Annotated in this window: 18 protein-coding genes; 5 read left to right on the top strand and 13 right to left on the bottom strand. The window is 42.3% G+C overall.

The window, feature by feature from the left end; genetic code table 11:
• Positions 1-4: 4 nt before the first annotated feature.
• From LQ203_RS15060 to LQ203_RS15045, 4 genes are all read right to left on the bottom strand, one after another.
• On the bottom strand, positions 5-1,141 hold the full coding sequence (locus tag LQ203_RS15060) for an acyl-CoA dehydrogenase (RefSeq protein WP_230159189.1): 1,137 nt from the start codon (positions 1,139-1,141) through the stop codon (positions 5-7).
• A gap of 35 nt (positions 1,142-1,176) precedes the next feature.
• Positions 1,177-2,028 carry a 3-hydroxybutyryl-CoA dehydrogenase gene (locus tag LQ203_RS15055; protein ID WP_230159188.1) on the bottom strand — a complete coding sequence of 284 codons (852 nt, stop codon included), beginning with the start codon at positions 2,026-2,028 and terminating at the stop codon, positions 1,177-1,179.
• A 30-nt stretch (positions 2,029-2,058) separates the two neighbouring features.
• Complete coding sequence (locus LQ203_RS15050; protein WP_230159187.1) at positions 2,059-3,249, bottom strand: acetyl-CoA C-acetyltransferase; 1,191 nt, start codon at positions 3,247-3,249, stop codon at positions 2,059-2,061.
• Between the two features lie 196 nt (positions 3,250-3,445).
• Positions 3,446-5,575, bottom strand: a complete 2,130-nt coding sequence (locus tag LQ203_RS15045; RefSeq protein ID WP_230159242.1) for a (Fe-S)-binding protein — start codon at positions 5,573-5,575, stop codon at positions 3,446-3,448.
• A gap of 293 nt (positions 5,576-5,868) precedes the next feature.
• On the opposite strand from LQ203_RS15045, the gene cls reads away from it, so the two are divergent.
• Positions 5,869-7,071, top strand: a complete 1,203-nt coding sequence (gene cls, locus LQ203_RS15040; protein ID WP_230159186.1) for a cardiolipin synthase — start codon at positions 5,869-5,871, stop codon at positions 7,069-7,071.
• A 28-nt stretch (positions 7,072-7,099) separates the two neighbouring features.
• Positions 7,100-8,053: a UV DNA damage repair endonuclease UvsE gene (gene uvsE / locus LQ203_RS15035; RefSeq protein ID WP_230159185.1), complete on the top strand. Its 954-nt coding sequence runs from the start codon at positions 7,100-7,102 to the stop codon at positions 8,051-8,053.
• Positions 8,054-8,195: 142 nt separating this feature from the next.
• Here the strand turns inward: uvsE and argS are convergent, their stop codons facing one another.
• From argS to speE, 4 genes are all read right to left on the bottom strand, one after another.
• The gene (argS, locus tag LQ203_RS15030) at positions 8,196-9,866 is read right to left on the bottom strand and encodes an arginine--tRNA ligase (RefSeq protein ID WP_230159184.1); all 1,671 of its coding nucleotides are present in this window, start codon (positions 9,864-9,866) and stop codon (positions 8,196-8,198) included.
• A 3-nt stretch (positions 9,867-9,869) separates the two neighbouring features.
• The gene (locus tag LQ203_RS15025; protein ID WP_230159183.1) at positions 9,870-10,310 is read right to left on the bottom strand and encodes a DUF1934 domain-containing protein; all 441 of its coding nucleotides are present in this window, start codon (positions 10,308-10,310) and stop codon (positions 9,870-9,872) included.
• A 284-nt stretch (positions 10,311-10,594) separates the two neighbouring features.
• Positions 10,595-11,473 carry an agmatinase gene (gene speB / locus LQ203_RS15020; protein ID WP_230159182.1) on the bottom strand — a complete coding sequence of 293 codons (879 nt, stop codon included), beginning with the start codon at positions 11,471-11,473 and terminating at the stop codon, positions 10,595-10,597.
• 14 nt (positions 11,474-11,487) lie between these two features.
• On the bottom strand, positions 11,488-12,315 hold the full coding sequence (gene speE, locus LQ203_RS15015) for a spermidine synthase (RefSeq protein WP_053348438.1): 828 nt from the start codon (positions 12,313-12,315) through the stop codon (positions 11,488-11,490).
• 207 nt (positions 12,316-12,522) lie between these two features.
• On the opposite strand from speE, the gene LQ203_RS15010 reads away from it, so the two are divergent.
• A complete protein-coding gene (locus LQ203_RS15010; RefSeq protein WP_230159181.1) occupies positions 12,523-14,592 on the top strand; it encodes a PBP1A family penicillin-binding protein in 2,070 nt (689 codons plus the stop codon).
• 147 nt (positions 14,593-14,739) lie between these two features.
• On the opposite strand, the gene LQ203_RS15005 is transcribed toward LQ203_RS15010, so the two are convergent.
• Both LQ203_RS15005 and LQ203_RS15000 read right to left on the bottom strand, forming a co-directional pair.
• Entirely contained in the window at positions 14,740-15,249 is a 510-nt protein-coding gene (locus LQ203_RS15005) for a YwhD family protein (protein ID WP_230159180.1), read from the bottom strand.
• 38 nt (positions 15,250-15,287) lie between these two features.
• The gene (locus LQ203_RS15000) at positions 15,288-15,944 is read right to left on the bottom strand and encodes a site-2 protease family protein (RefSeq protein ID WP_230159241.1); all 657 of its coding nucleotides are present in this window, start codon (positions 15,942-15,944) and stop codon (positions 15,288-15,290) included.
• 145 nt (positions 15,945-16,089) lie between these two features.
• Here LQ203_RS15000 and LQ203_RS14995 point away from each other — a divergent pair, with 145 nt between their 5' ends.
• Positions 16,090-16,275 (top strand): 2-hydroxymuconate tautomerase, encoded by a 186-nt coding sequence (locus tag LQ203_RS14995; RefSeq protein ID WP_061465772.1) that lies wholly within the window; start codon positions 16,090-16,092, stop codon positions 16,273-16,275.
• Positions 16,276-16,304: 29 nt separating this feature from the next.
• Here the strand turns inward: LQ203_RS14995 and LQ203_RS14990 are convergent, their stop codons facing one another.
• The 3 genes from LQ203_RS14990 to LQ203_RS14980 all read right to left on the bottom strand — a co-directional run bounded on the left by LQ203_RS14990 (position 16,305) and on the right by LQ203_RS14980 (position 18,613).
• Complete coding sequence (locus LQ203_RS14990) at positions 16,305-16,814, bottom strand: YwgA family protein (protein ID WP_230159179.1); 510 nt, start codon at positions 16,812-16,814, stop codon at positions 16,305-16,307.
• 32 nt (positions 16,815-16,846) lie between these two features.
• The gene (locus LQ203_RS14985) at positions 16,847-18,154 is read right to left on the bottom strand and encodes an HD domain-containing protein (protein WP_230159178.1); all 1,308 of its coding nucleotides are present in this window, start codon (positions 18,152-18,154) and stop codon (positions 16,847-16,849) included.
• A gap of 237 nt (positions 18,155-18,391) precedes the next feature.
• Complete coding sequence (locus LQ203_RS14980; protein WP_230159177.1) at positions 18,392-18,613, bottom strand: DUF1450 domain-containing protein; 222 nt, start codon at positions 18,611-18,613, stop codon at positions 18,392-18,394.
• Positions 18,614-18,903: 290 nt separating this feature from the next.
• On the opposite strand from LQ203_RS14980, the gene LQ203_RS14975 reads away from it, so the two are divergent.
• Positions 18,904-19,650, top strand: coding sequence for an RsfA family transcriptional regulator (locus tag LQ203_RS14975; RefSeq protein WP_230159176.1), 747 nt, complete (start codon positions 18,904-18,906; stop codon positions 19,648-19,650).
• Positions 19,651-19,861: the final 211 nt, after the last annotated feature.

Here is a 19,861-nt window from a genome sequence, read left to right as displayed (position 1 = left end):
TGTATTATAGATTCTTACTTATGACCATTCTCTGTATTTCACTGGTTCCTTCATAAATTTCGGTTATCTTTGCATCCCTGAAATAGCGTTCGACCGGATACTCCGTTGTATATCCATACCCTCCGAATACCTGGACTGCTTCTATCGTCACATCAACAGCCGTCCTCGAAGCGAATAGCTTAGCCATGGCCGCCTCTTTACCGCACTTCAATCCCTGTGAGCGTAAAAAAGCCGCGCGATAGACTAGTAACCTTGAAGCTTCTATACTCGTTGCCATTTCAGCAAGCTTGAAACCAATCCCCTGTTGTGCTGCAATAGGTTTGCCAAATTGAACTCTGTCTTTTGCATATTGGACAGCATGTTCCATGGCGCCTTCCGCAATTCCCAGAGCTTGAGAAGCAATGCCTATCCTTCCAGCATCCAAGTTGGCCATTGCGATCTTAAAGCCTTCACCTTCTTTGCCTAAGAGATTGGCATCAGGCACTTTCATATCCTCGAACGTCACCTGTACAGTGCTCGATCCATGAAGGCCCATTTTACGTTCATCTTTACCGATGATTAAGCCTGGAGTCCCTTTTTCTACGATAAAAGCAGAAATTCCCTTGCTTCCCTTCTGAGGGTCGGTTGAAGCAAAAACAATAAACACATCCGCTTCCCCACCATTGGTGATAAAAACCTTGGACCCATTTATTCGATATTCTCCGCCTTCCTTTACTGCCACTGCCTTCGATTTCAAACTCGCAGCATCGGAACCTGAGCTTTGCTCAGTCAAGCAAAAGGCGCCTAAATATTTACCAGCGGCTAACTTAGGCACATACTTTCGCTTCTGCTCTTCCGTTCCAAAATAAACGATTGGATTTGTTCCAACAGAAGTATGAACGGACAGTATGACACCGAGAGTTGGACTTACTTTGGAAATCTCGTTAATGGCGATGATATAAGACATGAAGTCCATACCCGCGCCACCGTATTCTTCTGAAATCGGGATTCCCATCATACCAAGCTCACCCATTTTTTGCAGAATTGTTTTTGGAAACACGCCTGTTTCCATTGCCTCGATATGAGGGGTAATCTCATTCTCCGCAAAAGCGCTTACCATTTTCCGCATCATTTCCTGTTCTTCTGTAAACTTTAAATCCATCCTTCATCCCTCCCTAGCTGCAAATCTTTCTATGATTAGTTATATTCGTAAAAGCCCCGTCCTGACTTCTTGCCTAGCCATCCTGCTTTTACATACTTCCTTAACAGGGGACACGGTCTGTATTTATCGTCTCCCAACCCTTGGTGAAGGGTTTCCATTATGTATAAGCATGTGTCGAGCCCAATGAAGTCAGCTAGCGTTAGCGGGCCCATCGGATGGTTCATTCCTAGCTTCATCACATCATCAATCGCCTCTTTAGTGGCAACGCCCTCATAAAGGGTATAAATGGCCTCGTTTATCATTGGCATCAAAATCCGATTCGCTACAAAACCTGGGAAATCATTGACTTCCACCGGTACCTTGTTCAAGGTTTCGGCCATATTTTCAACCTTTTTATACACTTCATCCGCTGTAGCAAGGCCGCGGATGATCTCAACGAGCTTCATGACTGGCACTGGGTTCATAAAATGCATGCCAATTACCTTATCCGGTCTTTTCGTAGCAGCTGCTATCTCTGTTATCGGAAGTGAAGAAGTATTGGATGCAAGAATTACATGTTGTGGCGTGATTTCATCCAACTCTGCGAATATTTTTGTTTTTATCTCCATATTTTCCACTGCCGCTTCAATCACTAAATCAACCTCAGCTGCATTTTTTAAATCCGTCGACGAAGTCAGCCGGGAAAGTGTTGCATCTTTATCCTTTGCTTCCATTTTTCCTTTTTCAACTTGCCGGGAAAGGTTCTTGGAAATTGTCCCTAAGCCTTTTTCTACGTATTCATCTTTTAAATCATGTAAAAGAACCTCATAACCGCTCATTGCGCAAACCTGGGCAATGCCAGAACCCATCTGTCCCGCGCCAATGACCATCACTTTTTGAATGCTCATGAAAATCCCTCCTCATTATCTATGAAACTATCATCCTTGCTTTGGCACTTCGATTAGAATGGCATCTCCCTGTCCGCCGCCACTACAGATTGCTGCAATGCCTAATCCTCCTCCACGGCGTTTCAGTTCATGCATCAGCGTGATGATGATGCGTGCCCCGCTAGCCCCGATTGGATGACCTAGTGCTACAGCCCCTCCGTTAACATTCACTTTTCCCGGCTCAATGTTGGCAATTTTCCCACTGGCTAGTGCCACCGCTGCAAATGCTTCGTTCACCTCAAATAGATCAATGTCCTCTATCGATTTACCTGTCTTCTTCAGAAGTTCATTTATAACCAAACCTGGAGTCTTAGGAAAGTCCTTCGCCTCTACAGCCACTTCAGCATGAGCTAATATATAAGCAAAAGGCGTTTTCCCTTCTTTTTCCGCACGTTCCTCACTCATCAATACGAGTGCTCCTGCACCATCATTGACGCCTGGTGCATTACCTGCCGTAATGGTACCCTCGTTATTAAAAGCTGGGCCTAATTTAGCTAACTTTCCAGCAGATGTATCTTTTCTTGGAGCTTCATCATGTTCAATGGTAATTGGTTCGCCCTTTCTAACCGGGACGTGTACTGCAACGATTTCTTCCGCAAGAATGCCGCCATCGATGGCCTTTATCGCTTTTTGATGACTTTCATAAGCCCAGCTATCCTGTTCCTCACGGGAGATTTCAAGATCCTCAGCCGTGCTGTTTCCGTAAGTGCCCATATGAACGCCTGTAAAGCTGCAGCTAAGTCCGTCCGAAATCATTGTATCCTTCAGCTGTGCATCCCCCATCTTTAAGCCCCATCTCGCTTTTGGAAGAATATATGGTGCATTGCTCATCGATTCCATCCCGCCTGCAACAATGATTTCTTCTTCACCTAAGCGAATGATCTGATCAGCCAATGTGACACTGCGAAGTCCTGATGCACACACTTTATTGATCGTTTCCGTTTTCACTTCCCAAGGCATGCCGGCATGACGAGCCGCCTGCCGTGACGGTATTTGTCCCTGGCCCGCTTGAAGCACATTCCCCATGATGACCTCGTCTACCTGGCTGCCTTCAATCCCTGCCCGCTCAAGTGCCTCTTTGATTGCTATTCCACCAAGCTGTGATGCTGTCAAACTGCTAAGACCTCCGCCAAATTTACCAAAAGGTGTTCTCACACCACTAATAATCACTGTTTTTGACATCATTATTTCCTCCTTTAAGTAACATTGATTGAACGCTCGCTCAATATAGAGTTAAAAAAAATAGTTTTGTAAGCGCTTAATATCATCTTACATATTTTTTACATAAATGAAAATATTTTGTTTGTAAATAATAAAAAATTGCCTGCTTCCATTACATCCATATCATTATAGAAGAAGCAGGCAATTGTCTTATAAATTAAGATGCCATCGTTTTATTTTCACCAATGACCGCTTTTTCGAGTAATTCAGCTACATCATATGTTTTAACGTTTTCTTCAACTTCTTTTGCTTTCGTTCCATCAGATAGCATGGTCAGGCAATAAGGACATCCGGAACTGATAACTGTTGGGCTGACGGCCAGTGCTTGTTCTGTACGTGCAACATTAATGCGGTTTCCGGTTTCCTCTTCCATCCACATCAAACCGCCTCCAGCTCCACAGCACATGCCTTTTTCGCGGTTACGCTCCATCTCAATAAGTTTTACACCATCAATGGATTGTAAGATTTCACGCGGTGGGCTATACACCTCATTGTACCTTCCCAAGTAACAGGAATCGTGGAATGTAATCGTTTCATTCACCGGATACTGCGGCACCAATCTGCCCTCGCTTACTAGTTTGGCTAACAATTCAGTATGGTGATACACTTCCGCTTCCAAACCAAAATCCGGATACTCATTCTTAAAGATATTGTATGCATGTGGATCAATCGTTACGATTTTCTTGATCTCATTCTTCTGGAATTCTTCGATATTTTTCATGGCAAGCTCCTGGAAAACAAACTCATTACCCAATCGGCGAGGAGTGTCCCCTGAGTTTTTCTCCTTATTGCCCAGAATGGCAAATTTGACGCCCGCTTGATTCATTAACTTAGCAAAAGAAAGGGCAATCTTCTGGCTTCGGTTATCGTACGAGCCCATGGAGCCCACCCAGAATAAATATTCGAAATCTTCGTCTGCCTTTTGTAATTCCTTCACTGTAGGAACGTTAACATCTTCCCGGAGGCTTCTCCAATCTTCTCTCTCTTTACGGTTAAGGCCCCATGGGTTTCCTTGACGTTCAATATTCGTCATTGCTCGTTGGGCATCCGGATCAAGCCTGCCCTCAGTCAACACTAAATAACGGCGCATATCGATGATTTTGTCCACATGTTCATTCATTACAGGGCATTGATCTTCACAGTTCCGGCAAGTGGTACATGCCCAAAGTTCTTCTTCCGTAATGACTTCGCCAATCAGGCTTGGGCTGTAAGCTTCAGATGCAGCTGCTGATTCCTGCGCTCCCTGCCCACTACTTGCCAGCGCTATCTTATTTCCTTTCGTATTTCCAAAAACGAAAGATGGTACCCATGGCTGCTTTGTCGTAACAGCGGCACCTGTATTTGTTAAATGGTCTCGCATTTTGATGATGATATCCATCGGTGACAGCATTTTACCGGTGCCAGTTGCCGGACACATATTCGTACAACGTCCACACTCCACGCAGGCATATAGGTCCACCATTTGATACTGCGTCAAGTCTTCGATATATTTGGCACCGTAATATTGATTACCTTCTTTGTCCAGAACCTCTTCTTCCAAATCAACTGGTTTCAATTTACCTGGATTGTCCATACGATTGAGGAATACATTTATTGGACCGGCAATCAAGTGAGCGTGTTTAGATTGTGGGATATAAACAAGGAACGATAAGATGATCAGTAAATGCAACCACCAAGCTACATAAAAAACAGCGGTCGCTGCTGTTGTTCCCATCCAGCCGAATAGGAAGGCTATGCCTGATGCAACTGGCTCTGACCAAGTTGCGTCATGTTCATGCCAAATCATTCCCATTCCATTCCCCAACAACACGGTAATCATGATTCCTGTAATGAAAATAACAACCAATCCTGCTTTGAAATCCCGTTTCAAACGAACGAGCTTCTCCACATAACGACGGTAAGCAGCCCAAAGGATTGCGACTAGAACCGTAAGCGTCACGATCTCCTGGAAGAAGGTAAAGGCTGGATATAGAGGACCAAACGGTAAATGCCATCCTGGTCTTAAGCCTTTAACGAAAAAGTCCAGTGCACCGAATTGCACTAAGATGAAACCATAAAAAAGCATGGCATGAATGATTCCACTCTTCTTATCTTTAAAGAGCTTCTTCTGACCAAATACATAAACCCCTATTTTCACAAGACGATCTTTCACACGGTTATCGAATTCCACTTTTTTGCCGAGTTTTATATAAGCTATACGAGTCTTTATCAAATAGATAAATAAACCGGCGGCGTAAGCGGTTACAAGTAGGAACGCAGTTAAGTTGATCCACAGTAAGCCATTCATTTCCATGCAGTCTTTCCCCCTCTAAGTAAATTGTAAAATGCCAGGTAACCATTTTAGGAAATTTGGCATTTTTCTGAAATTTGATTAATTCCATTATATAATGAATGAGCATTCAGTCAACTTTTTTCTTTCTAAAAAATATGTGATTTTCTACACCTTATTGTATAGTTCGACAATTCTGTAAATTACCCTTTTATATTTCGAAAAAAAATGCGTTTCCCTTCATCCCTTTTTGATGGTTACTTACAGGGAATTTGAGCCAAACTAAATGAAATCATTTAGGGGGGATTTTTTTGAAAATAATCACCATGCTTGCTTCTATTTTTTTATTGATCTTCACTTGGTGCTGGATTGACCTTAAATTAGGGCATAAGCGCTTTATGAAGCAGGCAACGAACATTAAATATCCGCCTCGGAACAGCGACATGACCGTATACACATCAGGAAAAATCCTGTTTGATGATTTTATGAAAGAAATCAAACGAGCTCAGGATTCCATCCATATCCTTTTTTATATTGTAAATAACGATAAATTCAGCAAGGACTTTTTGAAGTTACTGCAAACTAAAGCGGAAGCGGGCGTCGAAGTGAGACTTTTAGTCGATTGGGTTGGAAGTAAGAAGATTTCCCGCAAAAGCATTCACGAGCTAAAAGAAAGCGGCGTTCATTTTTCTTTCAGCTATAAACCGAAACTCCCCTTCCTTTTCTATACAATACAAAAAAGGAATCATCGTAAAATAACGGTGATTGACGGTAAGATTGGCTATTTAGGCGGATTTAATATCGGTAAGGAGTATATAAACCAAGGGGAAAAGCTAAATCCTTGGAGAGATTACCATTTGAAAATGACCGGTGAGGGGGTAAAGGACCTACAGGATGTCTTCCTCACGGATTGGTTCTACGATACAAACGAGGACTATCGGGGTAGGCCTGCTTATTTTCCAACTTTGACTCCCGGGTCGCAGGCGCATCAGGTTGTTGTCTCGAATGGAAATGAGCTTGAACCGACCTTGACACGTTTGATTCAGCAAGCTAATGAAAAAATCATTATCGGTACGCCGTACTTCATTCCAAGCAATACTCTGTTTCACGAATTAAGGGAAGCCCTTGCACGCAATGTTTCCGTGACGGTCATCGTTCCCGAAAATTCAGATCACACCCTTGTCAAAGAGGCTTCCTTTCCCTATTTTCGGGTACTAATAAAAGAAGGGGCATCCATCATGCAATTCCAGAGAGGGTTCTACCATTCTAAAGTGATACTGATCGATGATATAATCTGTGATATCGGTACGGCTAACTTTGATAAACGCAGTTGTTTTTTAAATAGTGAAATCAATTGTTTGATATTTGACCGGACATTTATAGAAGATGCAGAAAAGGAATTGGCAGTTGACCTTGCTGAATCCAAGCCATTGTGCGGGGACTCGCTTTCCTCGATGAATGTAGTCCGTACAGCAAAAGAATCACTGGCTTCCCTCCTTTCTCCTTTTCTTTAACACCCCGAATGTTTAAGGAGAATATATAATGAAAATAAGATTTGGATTTGTATCAAACGCCACCTGTTTATGGGAAGCCTCTCCAGCTAAGACTGTTACTTTCAAGCGATACAACATGCTTGGCCCAGACGAGGGGATGGAAAAGCTTCTGAGTGTGACAAGGCAGAACATTGAAAATACCTTAAGGGTCCTTCAATATAATACGGCCCATCAAATAGAAATCTACCGGATGTCGAGTTCAATCGTTCCTTTAGCCACACATCCCGAAATTGAATGGGATTTCGTCGATCCCTTTAAAAAAGAGTGGAAACAGCTTGGCGATTGGGTTTCTGCACACAAAATGAGGGTTAGTTTTCACCCTAATCAGTTTACGTTGTTCACAAGCCCCAAACCCGGGATTACTCAAAATGCCGTAACAGATATGGAGTTCCACTATAAAATGCTTGATGCTATGGGGATTGCGGACTCCTCTTTCATCAATATCCATGTCGGCGGAGCCTATGGAGATAAAGAATCCGCCATCGTGAGGGTTCATGACAATCTTAAGCTGCTCCCTGGGTACGTGAAAGCAAGGATGACCTTTGAGAATGATGATAAAACCTATACGGCGTCAGAAACCCTGAGTGTGTGTAAGAAGGAAGGGATTCCACTTGTCTTTGATTACCACCACCATCTCGCAAATCTTTCAAATGAGCCGCTTAACGAGCTGCTCACCGAGGTGATCTCCACTTGGAGTCAGGCAGGTGTTGTACCAAAGATTCATATTTCTTCCCCAAAATCCGCTGGGGAATTTCGCTCACATGCTGATTATATCGATTTGGAATTCATCATGCCCCTTTTTAAAGTACTTAGGGAACTTGGACAAGATGTGGATTTCATGATCGAAGCTAAGATGAAGGATCGGGCGATGTTGCAGCTGGTTGAAGATATATCTAAGGTTCGTGGTGTAAAAAGGGTAAGCGGTGGTGCCGTCGAATGCTAGCCAACCTAAAAAAAGCGACTGTTTCGCTAGAAACAGTCGCTTCAATTTGTCTAATTTCAAAACAAAATTGATTGGAACGGAAGCTCCCGGACCGCCCGCTAAAAAGCGAGAGCCAGGATGGTAAATCAAGTCGCTTTTTCGATTACATTTTTTCCGGTGCTGAAACACCGATTATAGCTAATGCATTTCTTAAAGTAATTTGGACGGATTTGACCAGTCCTAGACGTGCTTTACTTCTTTCCATCTTTTCAACATCCAAAACCTTATCTGCATTGTAGAAACTGTGGAATGTAGAAGCTAGGTCGAATATATAATTCGTCATGCGGTGAGGCATCCGTTTTTCGGCAGCTTCGGCTATTGCCTGCGGAAACTCTCCTAATTTCTTCAAAAGCTCCACTTCTTTTTCAGTAGAAAGTGCAGAGAAATTAGTGATTCCTTCATAGCTGAATCCCTGTTCCTCACCTTGGCGTAAAATACTTGAAATACGTGCGTGAGCATACTGTGCATAATAAACCGGGTTATCATTGGATTGAGATACCGCAAGATCCAAATCGAAGTCCATATGTGTATCCGCACTTCTCATCGCAAAGAAATAACGGGTCGCATCCAGACCTACTTCATCAATAAGGTCACGCATCGTAACTGCTTTACCAGTACGTTTACTCATCTTCATTTTCTCGCCATCTTTATACAGATGAACAAGCTGAATGACTTCTACTTCAAGCTGCTCGCGGTTGTAACCCAATGCTTCGATTGCCGCTTTCATACGCGGGATATAGCCATGATGGTCCGCACCCCAGATATTGATCAACGTTTCAAAGCCGCGCTCCAACTTATTTCGGTGGTATGCAATATCCGGTGTCAGATATGTGTAAGAACCATCCTGTTTGATCAGCACGCGGTCTTTATCATCGCCCAATTCCGTTGAGCGGAACCATGTTGCCCCATCTTCCTCATAGATATGGCCCCTTTCCCTTAACACTTTTAGTGCCTCATCGATTTTACCATCTTGATAAAGGGATGTTTCAGAGTACCATACATCAAATCCCACACGGAAATTGCCCAGATCTGTCTTCAGTTTTTCCAATTCATATTTCAAGCCATACTCACGGAAAAATTCAAAACGTTCTTTTTCGTCGGCATTTACATATTTATCACCATATTCACTTGCAAGCGTTTTACCGATTCCAATGATATCTTCGCCATGATAACCACCCTCTGGCATATCCTTTTCAAGGCCAAGAGCTTGGAAATAGCGTGCTTCTATGGAAATGGCCAGATTATTAATTTGGTTTCCCGCATCATTGATGTAGTATTCACGTGAAACATCATAACCTGCTTTAGACAAAACATTACATAGTGTATCACCGACTGCTGCTCCACGGGCATGACCAAGATGGAGGTCTCCGGTTGGGTTAGCGGAAACGAATTCCACCTGGATTTTTTCCCCTTTTCCAAAGTCACTTTCCCCATATGCTTCATCCACTTTCAAAATGACAGGAATCAATTCCGTCAAATAAGAATTATTCATGTGGAAGTTTATGAAACCAGGTCCTGCAATTTCGATTTTTTCGATGGATGCTTTTGAGTTGTCAAAGTTTTCAATGATCGCTTCAGCAATCATTTTTGGTGCTTTCTTTGCAATCTTCGTTAATTGCATCGCCATATTCGTGGAGTAATCTCCGTGTGTTTTATCTCTTGGAAGTTCCAATACAACATTTGGAATCTGCTCTTCCGATGCCAAACCAGCTTTTATGACTGCCGCTTTAATTTCTTCTTTCAGTTTTTCCTGTACCTCTTTAACTATATTCATGTGTTATGCTTCCTCCTTGTAGGAAATCGTCATCTCATATTGACCAGGTTCGCTTCCCTGCATATGTAACGTATATTTAAGGACAAGTTTCCCTTGTTTTGCCTGCTCATCCCATTGGTGATGAATTTTCTTCGTGGTCGTCCGTAACCCTAACCTGCCATATATACTTTCATAATGTCCATTTGTCGCTTCCTGCAAGCGAAAAAGCTGCCTCATTTTTATGGCACCATTTCTAAGAAGGATCGTTTCATCCGTTTTGTGCTTGATGGTCGTTTGTGTTTGACCGGCTTCATTTTCCTCTTTATATTGCAGATACAAATCGGAGCCTTTATACATTTTTGTACCAAATGTGACCAGCTCATACGTTTCCATTTCTGAGCCATGCTTAATTTTTGTCTGTAAGGTCACTTTAATTGTATGCTTATCTATATCATGAAGAGTCAAAGCTACACTTCCTTCATCATCTCGTTCTTAACTTTATAAGTATAAATATTCTTCAAGGAAGTTTCAACTTGGAGCGGAAAATAAACTGTAAATCCATAAGGCGAGGATAAACTGGCGAAATCATTGTGGTGCCGTCATTTGATTTTAACGCAATAATGACCAAATGGGGTGGAATTACTAAAAAAGAGCCCATCTTGTTGCAAAATCCATTATTCCCGGTATGGATAAAAAAAGACCATTCCCGTTTAAAAACAGGAACAGTCAAGTCTTCCGTCCATTAACGATTAACCTTTTTGGACCCATCCTAAAATCATTTCGCGGATCAGCTTGCTTGCCGTGTTCGCTGTTTGCTCGGATGGATCATAGATCGGTGCCACTTCAACTAAATCGCAGCCCACTACATTAATTTCAGATCTTGCTATCTCATGAATCGAAGCTAAAAGCTCTTTTGAAGTGATGCCTCCACAATCAACGGTGCCTGTTCCCGGTGCATGCGCAGGGTCAAGAACATCGATGTCGATCGTCACATATACTGGACGACCCGCTAACTGCGGCAATACTTCTTTCAGAGGTTCAAGAACTTCAAATTTAGAAATGTGCATGCCGTTTTCTTTTGCCCATTGAAATTCCTCTTTTAATCCGGAACGAATGCCAAAAGAGTAAACATTTTTTGGACCGATAAGCTCCGCAGATTTGCGGATGATGGACGCATGTGAAAGCGGCTCACCCTCATAGTCCTCACGTAAATCTGTGTGGGCGTCCATATGGATGATGGCCATGTCAGGATACTTTTTGTACATGGCTTTAATGACAGGCCATGTGACAAGGTGTTCCCCTCCCATACCCATTGGGAACTTACCTGCATCCAGCAAGCTGTCGACGTATTCTTCAATCATATCGATGCTGCGCTGCGGATTGCCGAATGGTAATGGAATATCCCCGGCATCAAAGAATTTAACTTCCTCTAATTCACGATCCAAATACGGGCTGTACTCTTCCAAACCAATTGAAACTTCACGAATTCGGGTAGGGCCGAAGCGAGAACCCGGACGGAAACTTACCGTCCAGTCCATCGGCATACCGTATAGCACTGCTTCTGATTCCTCAAAAACAGGGTGGCTTTTAATGAATACATTGCCTGAATAGGCTTCATCGAATTTCATGGTTAATGCCTCCCTTATTTCACTAAATCTTGAACGAATTTAGGCAGAACGAATGCTGCTTTGTGAAGTTCTTTTGTATAGTATTTCGTTTCGATTTCATGGAAACGGTCTTCTGTCACTTCTAGTGGATTATATTTTTTTGATCCGATCGTGAACGCCCAAAGGCCGCTTGGATATGTCGGGATATTCGCTAAATAAAGGCTAGTGATTGGGAATATCTCTTTCACATCACGTTGTACATCGCGAATTAAGTCTGCTTTAAACCAAGGATTATCGGATTGTGCCACAAAAATCCCATCTTCTTTCAATGCTTTGGAAATCCCAGCATAAAAACCTTTAGTGAATAAGTTGACAGCGGGTCCAACTGGTTCAGTTGAGTCAACCATGATCACGTCATATTCATTTTCACTTTTGGCGATGTGCATGAAGCCATCCCCTACTTGTACATCTACACGTGGATCTTCAAGCATACCCGCAATTTCAGGTAAGAACTTCTTAGAGTATTCGATAACTTTCCCATCGATATCCACCAATGTAGCTTTTTTTACGCTTGGATGTTTTAGGATTTCACGAATAACTCCACCGTCTCCTCCGCCTACAACCAAAACGTTCTCTGGATTAGGATGAGTAAATAAAGGAACATGGGCTACCATTTCATGGTAAACGAATTCATCGCGTTGTGAAGTCATTACCATGTCATCCAGCAATAGCATATTGCCCCACTCTTCTGTTTCAATCATATCCAGCTTTTGAAACTCAGTTTGCTCCGTATGTAAAGTACGATTCACTTTCATCGTAATACCAAAATTCTCTGTTTGTTTCTCAGTAAACCAAATGCTCATTTATTAACGCTCCTTTTCCAATTCATATAGTCAGTCACCTAATAGGTTCCCCATTTTCGTTATTGTCATTAGCTAGAAAAATTATAGACGAATCTAGCAGAATTGCAAGTTAAATTTCATAAATGCAGTTCTTATGTTTAAAAATTTCTTTTTTTTCCATAATAGTAATAGATTCTTTTTTAAAAAAAATAAGAGAGGTGAAAGCAATTGGAGTTAATTCCAAGCGAACGATTTAAAAGGACAACTAAATATGTGCGTGCCTTCATTATTCTTGCCACAATCGGGCTTACAATACTCTTTGTATTGCTTCTCTCTTTGCTGGTGTACGCAAAAATATTAGGTCCGCCGCCTTTGGTCGTGCCTCAGTCGACTCTCTATTATAGTGACAGCGGAAATGTTATTGGTGAAACCGATAATGGCCAGAAACGTTATTGGGCTGGAATGGAATCGATTTCCCCACAGCTCATCAAAGCAACTGTCGCTGTTGAGGACCGTCAATTTTACACTCATAATGGATTTGATATAAAAAGGATCGGCGGAGCCATTCTTGCTGATATTCGGGCAATGTCCAAAGTCCAGGGTGCAAGCACGATTACCCAGCAATATGCCAGGAATCTATTTCTCGGCCATGACAAAACGTGGACGCGAAAGTTTAATGAAGCCTTTTATACGATACGGCTGGAAATGAACTATTCCAAAAAGGAAATTCTAGAAGGCTATTTAAATACGATTTACTACGGTCATGGCGCCTATGGAGCTCAGGCCGCCAGTCAATATTACTTTGGCAAGGATGCCAAGGATTTGACTCTCCCTGAAGCGAGCATGCTGGCCGGAATACCTAAAGGACCTTCCAGCTACTCTCCATTGGATAACTTGGAAAAAGCGAAATCAAGGCAGAAAGTTGTCCTGCAAGCCATGGAAATCAAAAACTACATCTCGCGGAAAAATATCGCTGAAGCCTTTCAAACACCACTTACATTAAAAGGCAAGCACGGAACGGTTACCAATAAAACCGCACCCTATTTCCAGGATGCAGTCAAACAGGCATTAAAATCCCAGCTTCATTTAGATGACCGGACGATCGAGCTCGGTGGGCTTAAGGTGTATACCACACTGGATGAAACCCAGCAGGATGCGGCTGAAGAGGTTCTATCTACTACCATACCCAAATCTTCTGGCCTTCAAGCTTCGATAGTGGCAATGGAACCGGACACCGGGGAAGTCCGAGCACTGGTAGGTGGCAAAGATTACACGGAGTCGCCATTCAATCGAGCGACACAGGCCGTTCGCCAGCCCGGTTCCACTATGAAACCATTGCTATACTATTCAGCCCTGGAGAATGGTTTCACACCTTCCACCACTTTAAAAAGCGAGACCACCACATTTTCTTTCGATGATGGTCACTCAACTTACACACCGCATAATTACAACCATCAATATGCGGATGGCGAAATCACGATGGCTCAAGCCATTGCTCTTTCGGATAATATCTTCGCCGTAAAAACACACTTGTTCCTTGGGGAACAATCTTTGGTTGATACGGCGCATCGTTTCGGCATCACAGCGAAAATGGATGCCGTTCCGTCCCTGGCACTCGGCACATCAGGTGTGAGGGCGATTGAAATGGTTAATGCATACAGTATCCTTGCTAATGGTGGCAAGAAGGTTGAACCCGTGTTCATCAAAAGGGTTGAAAACCAAAAAGGTGAAGTGATTTTTGATAAAAATAAGAAACCTGAACAGATTCTGGATGCGGATAAAGCATTTGTCATGACTCAGATGCTTACCGGGGTTTTCGATGAAACCTTAAATGGCTATACGAAAGTGACAGGCAGCACAATTAGCTCCCAATTGACCCGCCCATATGCCGGTAAATCAGGTTCGACCCCGACAGATAGTTGGATGATTGGTTACACGCCGGATCTTGTAGCTGGAGTCTGGACTGGGTATGATCAAGGTAAAAAAATTGAGATTCCAGCAGAAAAAAGCTATGCAAAGAAAATCTGGGCATCCTATATGGAAAAGGGCCTACAAGGGAAACCCGCAAAGTCATTTAAGGAAACGGAAAATGTAATCGGGGTAAACGTGAATCCAGTAAGCGGTAAGTTGGCAACAAAAGATTGCCCTGTCTCGAGATTGACTTATTATGTTAAGGGCACCGAACCTGTCGAATACTGTGCAGAGCACTTTAAGGGTGAGAATCCGGGACCTGTGCCAAAAGATGAAGAACAAAAGCGGACCCCGTGGTATAAAAAAGTCCTAAAACCATGGGGATAACGAAAAATCCCGAAGCCGGTAGCGGCTTCGGGATTTTTCTGTCCTAGTTCCACAGTGTCTAAACTGCTGTCTTTAAGTTTACTGATTTTATTCGTTTCCTACAAGTGCATTTTTCACTAAACTTCACATTTCATCCATAAATCACATTTAAACCGTCAATGACTCCTTGACCTGGGCGGACGAGCGTTCCCACATGCCTGCATCATGGTTTTTCAAGAAGTCTGCGAGCACACGTTTTGATTTATCGTCCATGTCGTCGACGATGATCTGACGTTTTAGCGATTTATCCATCCGGTTAACATGCTCCGGAAGGGATTTGTACCCACGCCTGATTGACCGGTCGACCATCATTTCACAGGCTGTCACACCAGCATAATGCGGACCATTTTGAGTGGCTTCAATAGTCACCCAAACAAGCCAGTAAGGTTTGGCATTCGGGACCTCTTCTTTGGTCTTTAAAAATTTAATCCCTTTTTCCACTACACTTCTCGCATGCATCGCTCCTATATCTACTTCGGCTTCACCTGCGTCCACATCAATGATGACCGGAGAAATATTATCGAGCGTCAAAACCCCTGCCCCATATCCGCCATGACCTTCTGTAGGATCGTTTTTTATAATATTGAAGCCTACCTTTTTCTTTGGTTGTTCTTCCATGTTTATATCCCCCTTTATGGTTTGTCATTCTTTATTGGTTAAAAAAACAAAAGTGAAAAAAATTGACTCAAGGTGCCACCTACAAATTTAATACCAGTATCCAAAATCGGCCTAATTGTATATTGACTCAGCGGCGTGATGATCAAAATCAAAAAAATCAGGGAGCCATATTGCTCATACTGGGTCATTTTTGCCCGCAAGTCTGCTGAAACAAGATCCTGAATGATCCTATAACCATCGAGCGGCGGCAGCGGTATCAGATTAAATACAAATAAAAGGACATTTAAATTTATGAGCACATTTAAGAAGGGCTCGACGAAAAAAGGTAAATCAGGTCCAACTCCTGCCGCTAGCAACCCGTAAAAAATTAAAAACCCCAAAATTGCAACAATCAAATTGCTAAACGGACCGGCAAAAGAGACGAGCACTCCTGCCAATTTTGGATTCTTAAAATGAAAACGATTGACCGGTACAGGTCTCGCCCAACCAAATCCAGCTATTAATATTAACAATGTTCCAATCGGATCCAAATGCGAAATCGGGTTCAATGTGACTCTTCCTTCATTCTTTGCAGTCGGGTCACCGAACTTATAAGCCACATAAGCATGGGAAAATTCATGAACCGTAAATGCGATTAACAGTGACACAATGACATATGGAAGTTCTTCCAACCTATAAGCCAAAAACCTTTCTATTTGCTCCAATAGCTTCTCCCCCAATATATATTACCGTTAGTATACATCAAAAGATCAAGAAGTGAAAAAACTCTGACTTCCGTGTCTTGCATTTCTTTTTCCATTGTGAAACACTACAAGATAAGAGAGAAAGGGGGGAAAAGAGATGCCATATGTAACAGTCAAAATGCTTGAAGGCCGTACAGACGAACAGAAAAAGGCTTTAGTCGAAAAAGTGACTGCAGCCGTTACGGAAACAACCGGAGCACCAGCTGAAGCCGTGACGATTTTCATTGAAGAAATGTCAAAAAATCATTTAGCAGTAGCCGGTGTCCGCAAAAGCGACCAATAAGATTTACATAATGGGGAAAAGCTAAGCCATCAATTCGGCTTAGCTTTTGTTTTTAACTGCTCAATATATTCATATGCCTCATCAATTTCTTCAGGCGTATATTTTTGTTTGCTTTTCAGTGTAAAAATTTTCTCGGTGACTTCCTCTTTTTCAAGTGTGTCGAAGTATAACACCGTTGAAACAAGCTCCAAAAACCGGGCATTCTGTTCGTTCATATCCAGTAAGCATGCCCCAAGAGCTGGCATCTCCACTTCCTGAATGGATAGGAAATCCTGGCCGGCATCCGTTATTGAATAACAATATTGATAATACCCCGCTTTTTTTTCCCTTACTTCATTCAAGTAACCCATTTCACAGAGCTCTTCAATCCGTAAGGTCAGCTCCTCCGAATATGGTCCATAAAAGTGAAATTGAAACTTTTCATGAAATGGAAAGGACAGCTTCTTTGCGATATATACGATTTTTTGTAATTTTTTCCGACCCGAGATTTCACCGGCAGTAGAAATTGCATTGATAATGTTTGCATGATCCTTAAACAAGGCTCGTCACTCCTCACCAAAAATGTACCGCTTTAATCCGAAAGCTCCAAAAGCTTACGAATCTGTTTTTTAATATTTTTCTTCGTAGATTCATCACGCAATATATCAGCTGGATAATACAGCTTATGATCCGTTCTTCTTTTCCCTGAAATTGCATCGACAATTTCAGATTCACGAGATAATTCACGAATTTCGCCATTATTTTTCAGCAAGTGAATCGGCAGCCTCTCCTCTTCCTCACCTGGACGATAAAAATCGTATGGCAGATCTGATGAAGAATCGACGACGAGATAATAATCCGGATCGATACCTGCCTTCTTGAATAACGTCCTTAATTCCATCAATCTGTTCATCTGACTGTTTGATGGATGGAATTCCACATATTTAAATAGTTTCCGGTTGACGAAGCGAATGCATAAATCCTTTAAAATCGCATCGCTTTCCTCTTCCCATTCTTCAAAATAATAGAGCATCACGGCTTCATCCATTTTCAAATAGTCCGCTAGGGTCACTTCTCCCTTGAACAATGAATAAAAATGGTGCGGTTCTTGAGCAAACTCATATCCGGATTCATATAAATATTTTGCTCTGTGTAAAATCTTGGTAAGTATAACCTCCGCACTTCTCGTAACGGGATGGAAATAAACCTGCCAATACATTTGGTAGCGGCTCATGATATAATCTTCAACCGCGTGCATCCCGCTTTGTTTTATGACGGCATGCTCTTCCCTTGGCCTCATTACCCGCAAAAGCCTTTCCATATCGAAATGTCCATAACTCACGCCCGTAAAGTAAGCATCACGCTGTAAATAGTCCATTCTATCAGCATCGATCTGACTAGAAATCAGGCTGACTACTAATTTGCCTTTATAGGTTTTCGCAATGACTTCAGCCACATTTTTAGGAAAATCACGCCCTACCCTAAGCAGGATCTTATTCACTTCCGTATCGCCGAGAATGATCTGTTGCGTGAATTGCTCATGATCCAGGTCAAACACCTTTTCAAAAGAATGAGAGAAAGGGCCATGACCTAAATCATGCAGCAAGGCTGCACACAGGGACAGTAACCGTTCCTCTGGCTTCCATTCCGGTCTGCCCTCAAAAACATCATCGACGATTCTTCTGACAATCTCATATACTCCAAGCGAATGGCTAAGCCGACTATGCTCCGCACCATGAAAGGTTAAATAAGTCGTTCCAAGTTGTTTAATCCTGCGAAGACGCTGGAATTCCTTCGTCCCTATTAAATCCCATATAACCCGGTCCCGAACATGTATATATCGGTGCACCGGGTCCTTGAATACTTTTTCTTCTTGTAATTTTTCGCCGGAATATTCCATGAACTACCCTCTTTTTCATAATCTCGATGCATTCATTATAGCGTGTTTTGACAGAAAACCCTAACTTCCCCCTTGCAAGTATGAGGGACCTTTTTGTAAGAAAACGGAAGTTCACGACGGATTTTGTCTCGAAAATAAGGAAATAAAAAATCACCGCAGTGTGTTGAATCTGGGTGATGGATAGCTTGTTCCATTTATCAAAAGCATTCAATCCACTTAAAATACCTATCATGGATCCTACTTTAGTTTTTTATCAATTTTTTCTAGTAACTCGTCTTCTGTCGGTGCAGAAACTGGACGGTTATTGACAAAAGCAAATGATTTCTTTCTGCCTGGACCGCAATAGGATTGACAGCCCACTTCAATTTTCGCGTCGGGATCAAGCTTTTCAAGACGGGGGATCAACGTTTTAATGTTTACCGCCAAGCAGTCATCGCACACTCTGAATTCATTGGACATCCTTCGGTCACCATCCTTTCCATGACAAACTATTTTTCATTCCATTGATACAACTAAAGGGTATTTTACCGTTTCTACCTATGAATATCAAGAGGGCAGGATGATGTGAAAAGGAAAGTGCAGCCAGATGCAAAGGATGTATTTAATCAAAAAACTAGTATCCTTTTAACCTTTTTGTATAAAAAAACCAAATTTTGTCCAAAATGCTAGTAGAACACCATAAATCATTGCCACAGGATATTTTATATAGTTATTTATTTTAAAAGTTACCAGAAAGGGAGTATGTAGAAATGAAGGTTCGTCAAGACGCCTGGACAGAAGAAGATGATTTGCTTTTGGCAGAAACGGTATTGCGCCATGTGCGGGAAGGCAGCACACAGCTGAATGCTTTTGAAGAGGTAGGGGATAAGCTGAATCGCACCTCTGCCGCATGCGGATTCCGTTGGAATGCAGTTGTCCGCCATAATTATGATAAAGCGCTATCCCTAGCTAAAAAACAACGTAAGCAGCGACAAAGGATTCTTGGAAAAGATCAAGGAGGGAAAAAACGGCTTCTTTATACACCGCCGTCCCCTACGATTTCCGACATAATGGTTCCACATGTACTAGAAGAGGAACTAGAGTTGGAATCCGAAGTCGATACTACCAATTATGAAGCAGCAGAAGAATTTGTAGTGGCGGAAGCTTTAACCCCTAAGCCACAGAATACTCCAGTAATCATGGATAAGGTCATGAACCTTGATACCGTCATCGCCTATTTAGAATCCATGAACGGCAGAATGCTTCAAGCCGAAGTATTAAAAACCGAAAATGAAAGATTGAAGCTTGAAATTAAGGGTTTGAAAAAGCGAAACGAAGAATTGGAGAATAAGATCAGCCACCTAGAACAAAATAGCGGTTTGATGCAAGAAGATTATGAGACTTTGATGAATATCATGAATCGAGCAAGAAAGCTGGTATTGTTAGAGGAAGAGGAACGCCCGGCAACAAAGTTCAAGATGGATCGGAATGGCAATTTGGAGAAAATGGCCGAGTAATGAAATAATGTGGGGTTCCGTTACTTAGATCAACCACATGATAAAGGCCCATTCATCTCCATTCGAAAAAGAGAGTCTAAATAAGGCTCTTTTTTCATGGCTTAAAGTCCAGTATAACCTCTGCTACCAATCATGCAGTCCCTTTTACAGTTTCAGTGAATGCTAAGGTCGTATTAAATATAAAAAGCCGATCCTTTTATAGGTACGGCTT

Source organism: Peribacillus sp. Bi96, from assembly GCF_918698115.1.
GTDB lineage: Bacteria > Bacillota > Bacilli > Bacillales > DSM-1321 > Peribacillus.
Note: the sequence above shows the minus strand (reverse complement) of the source record. Positions and strands in the feature narration are given on the sequence as shown.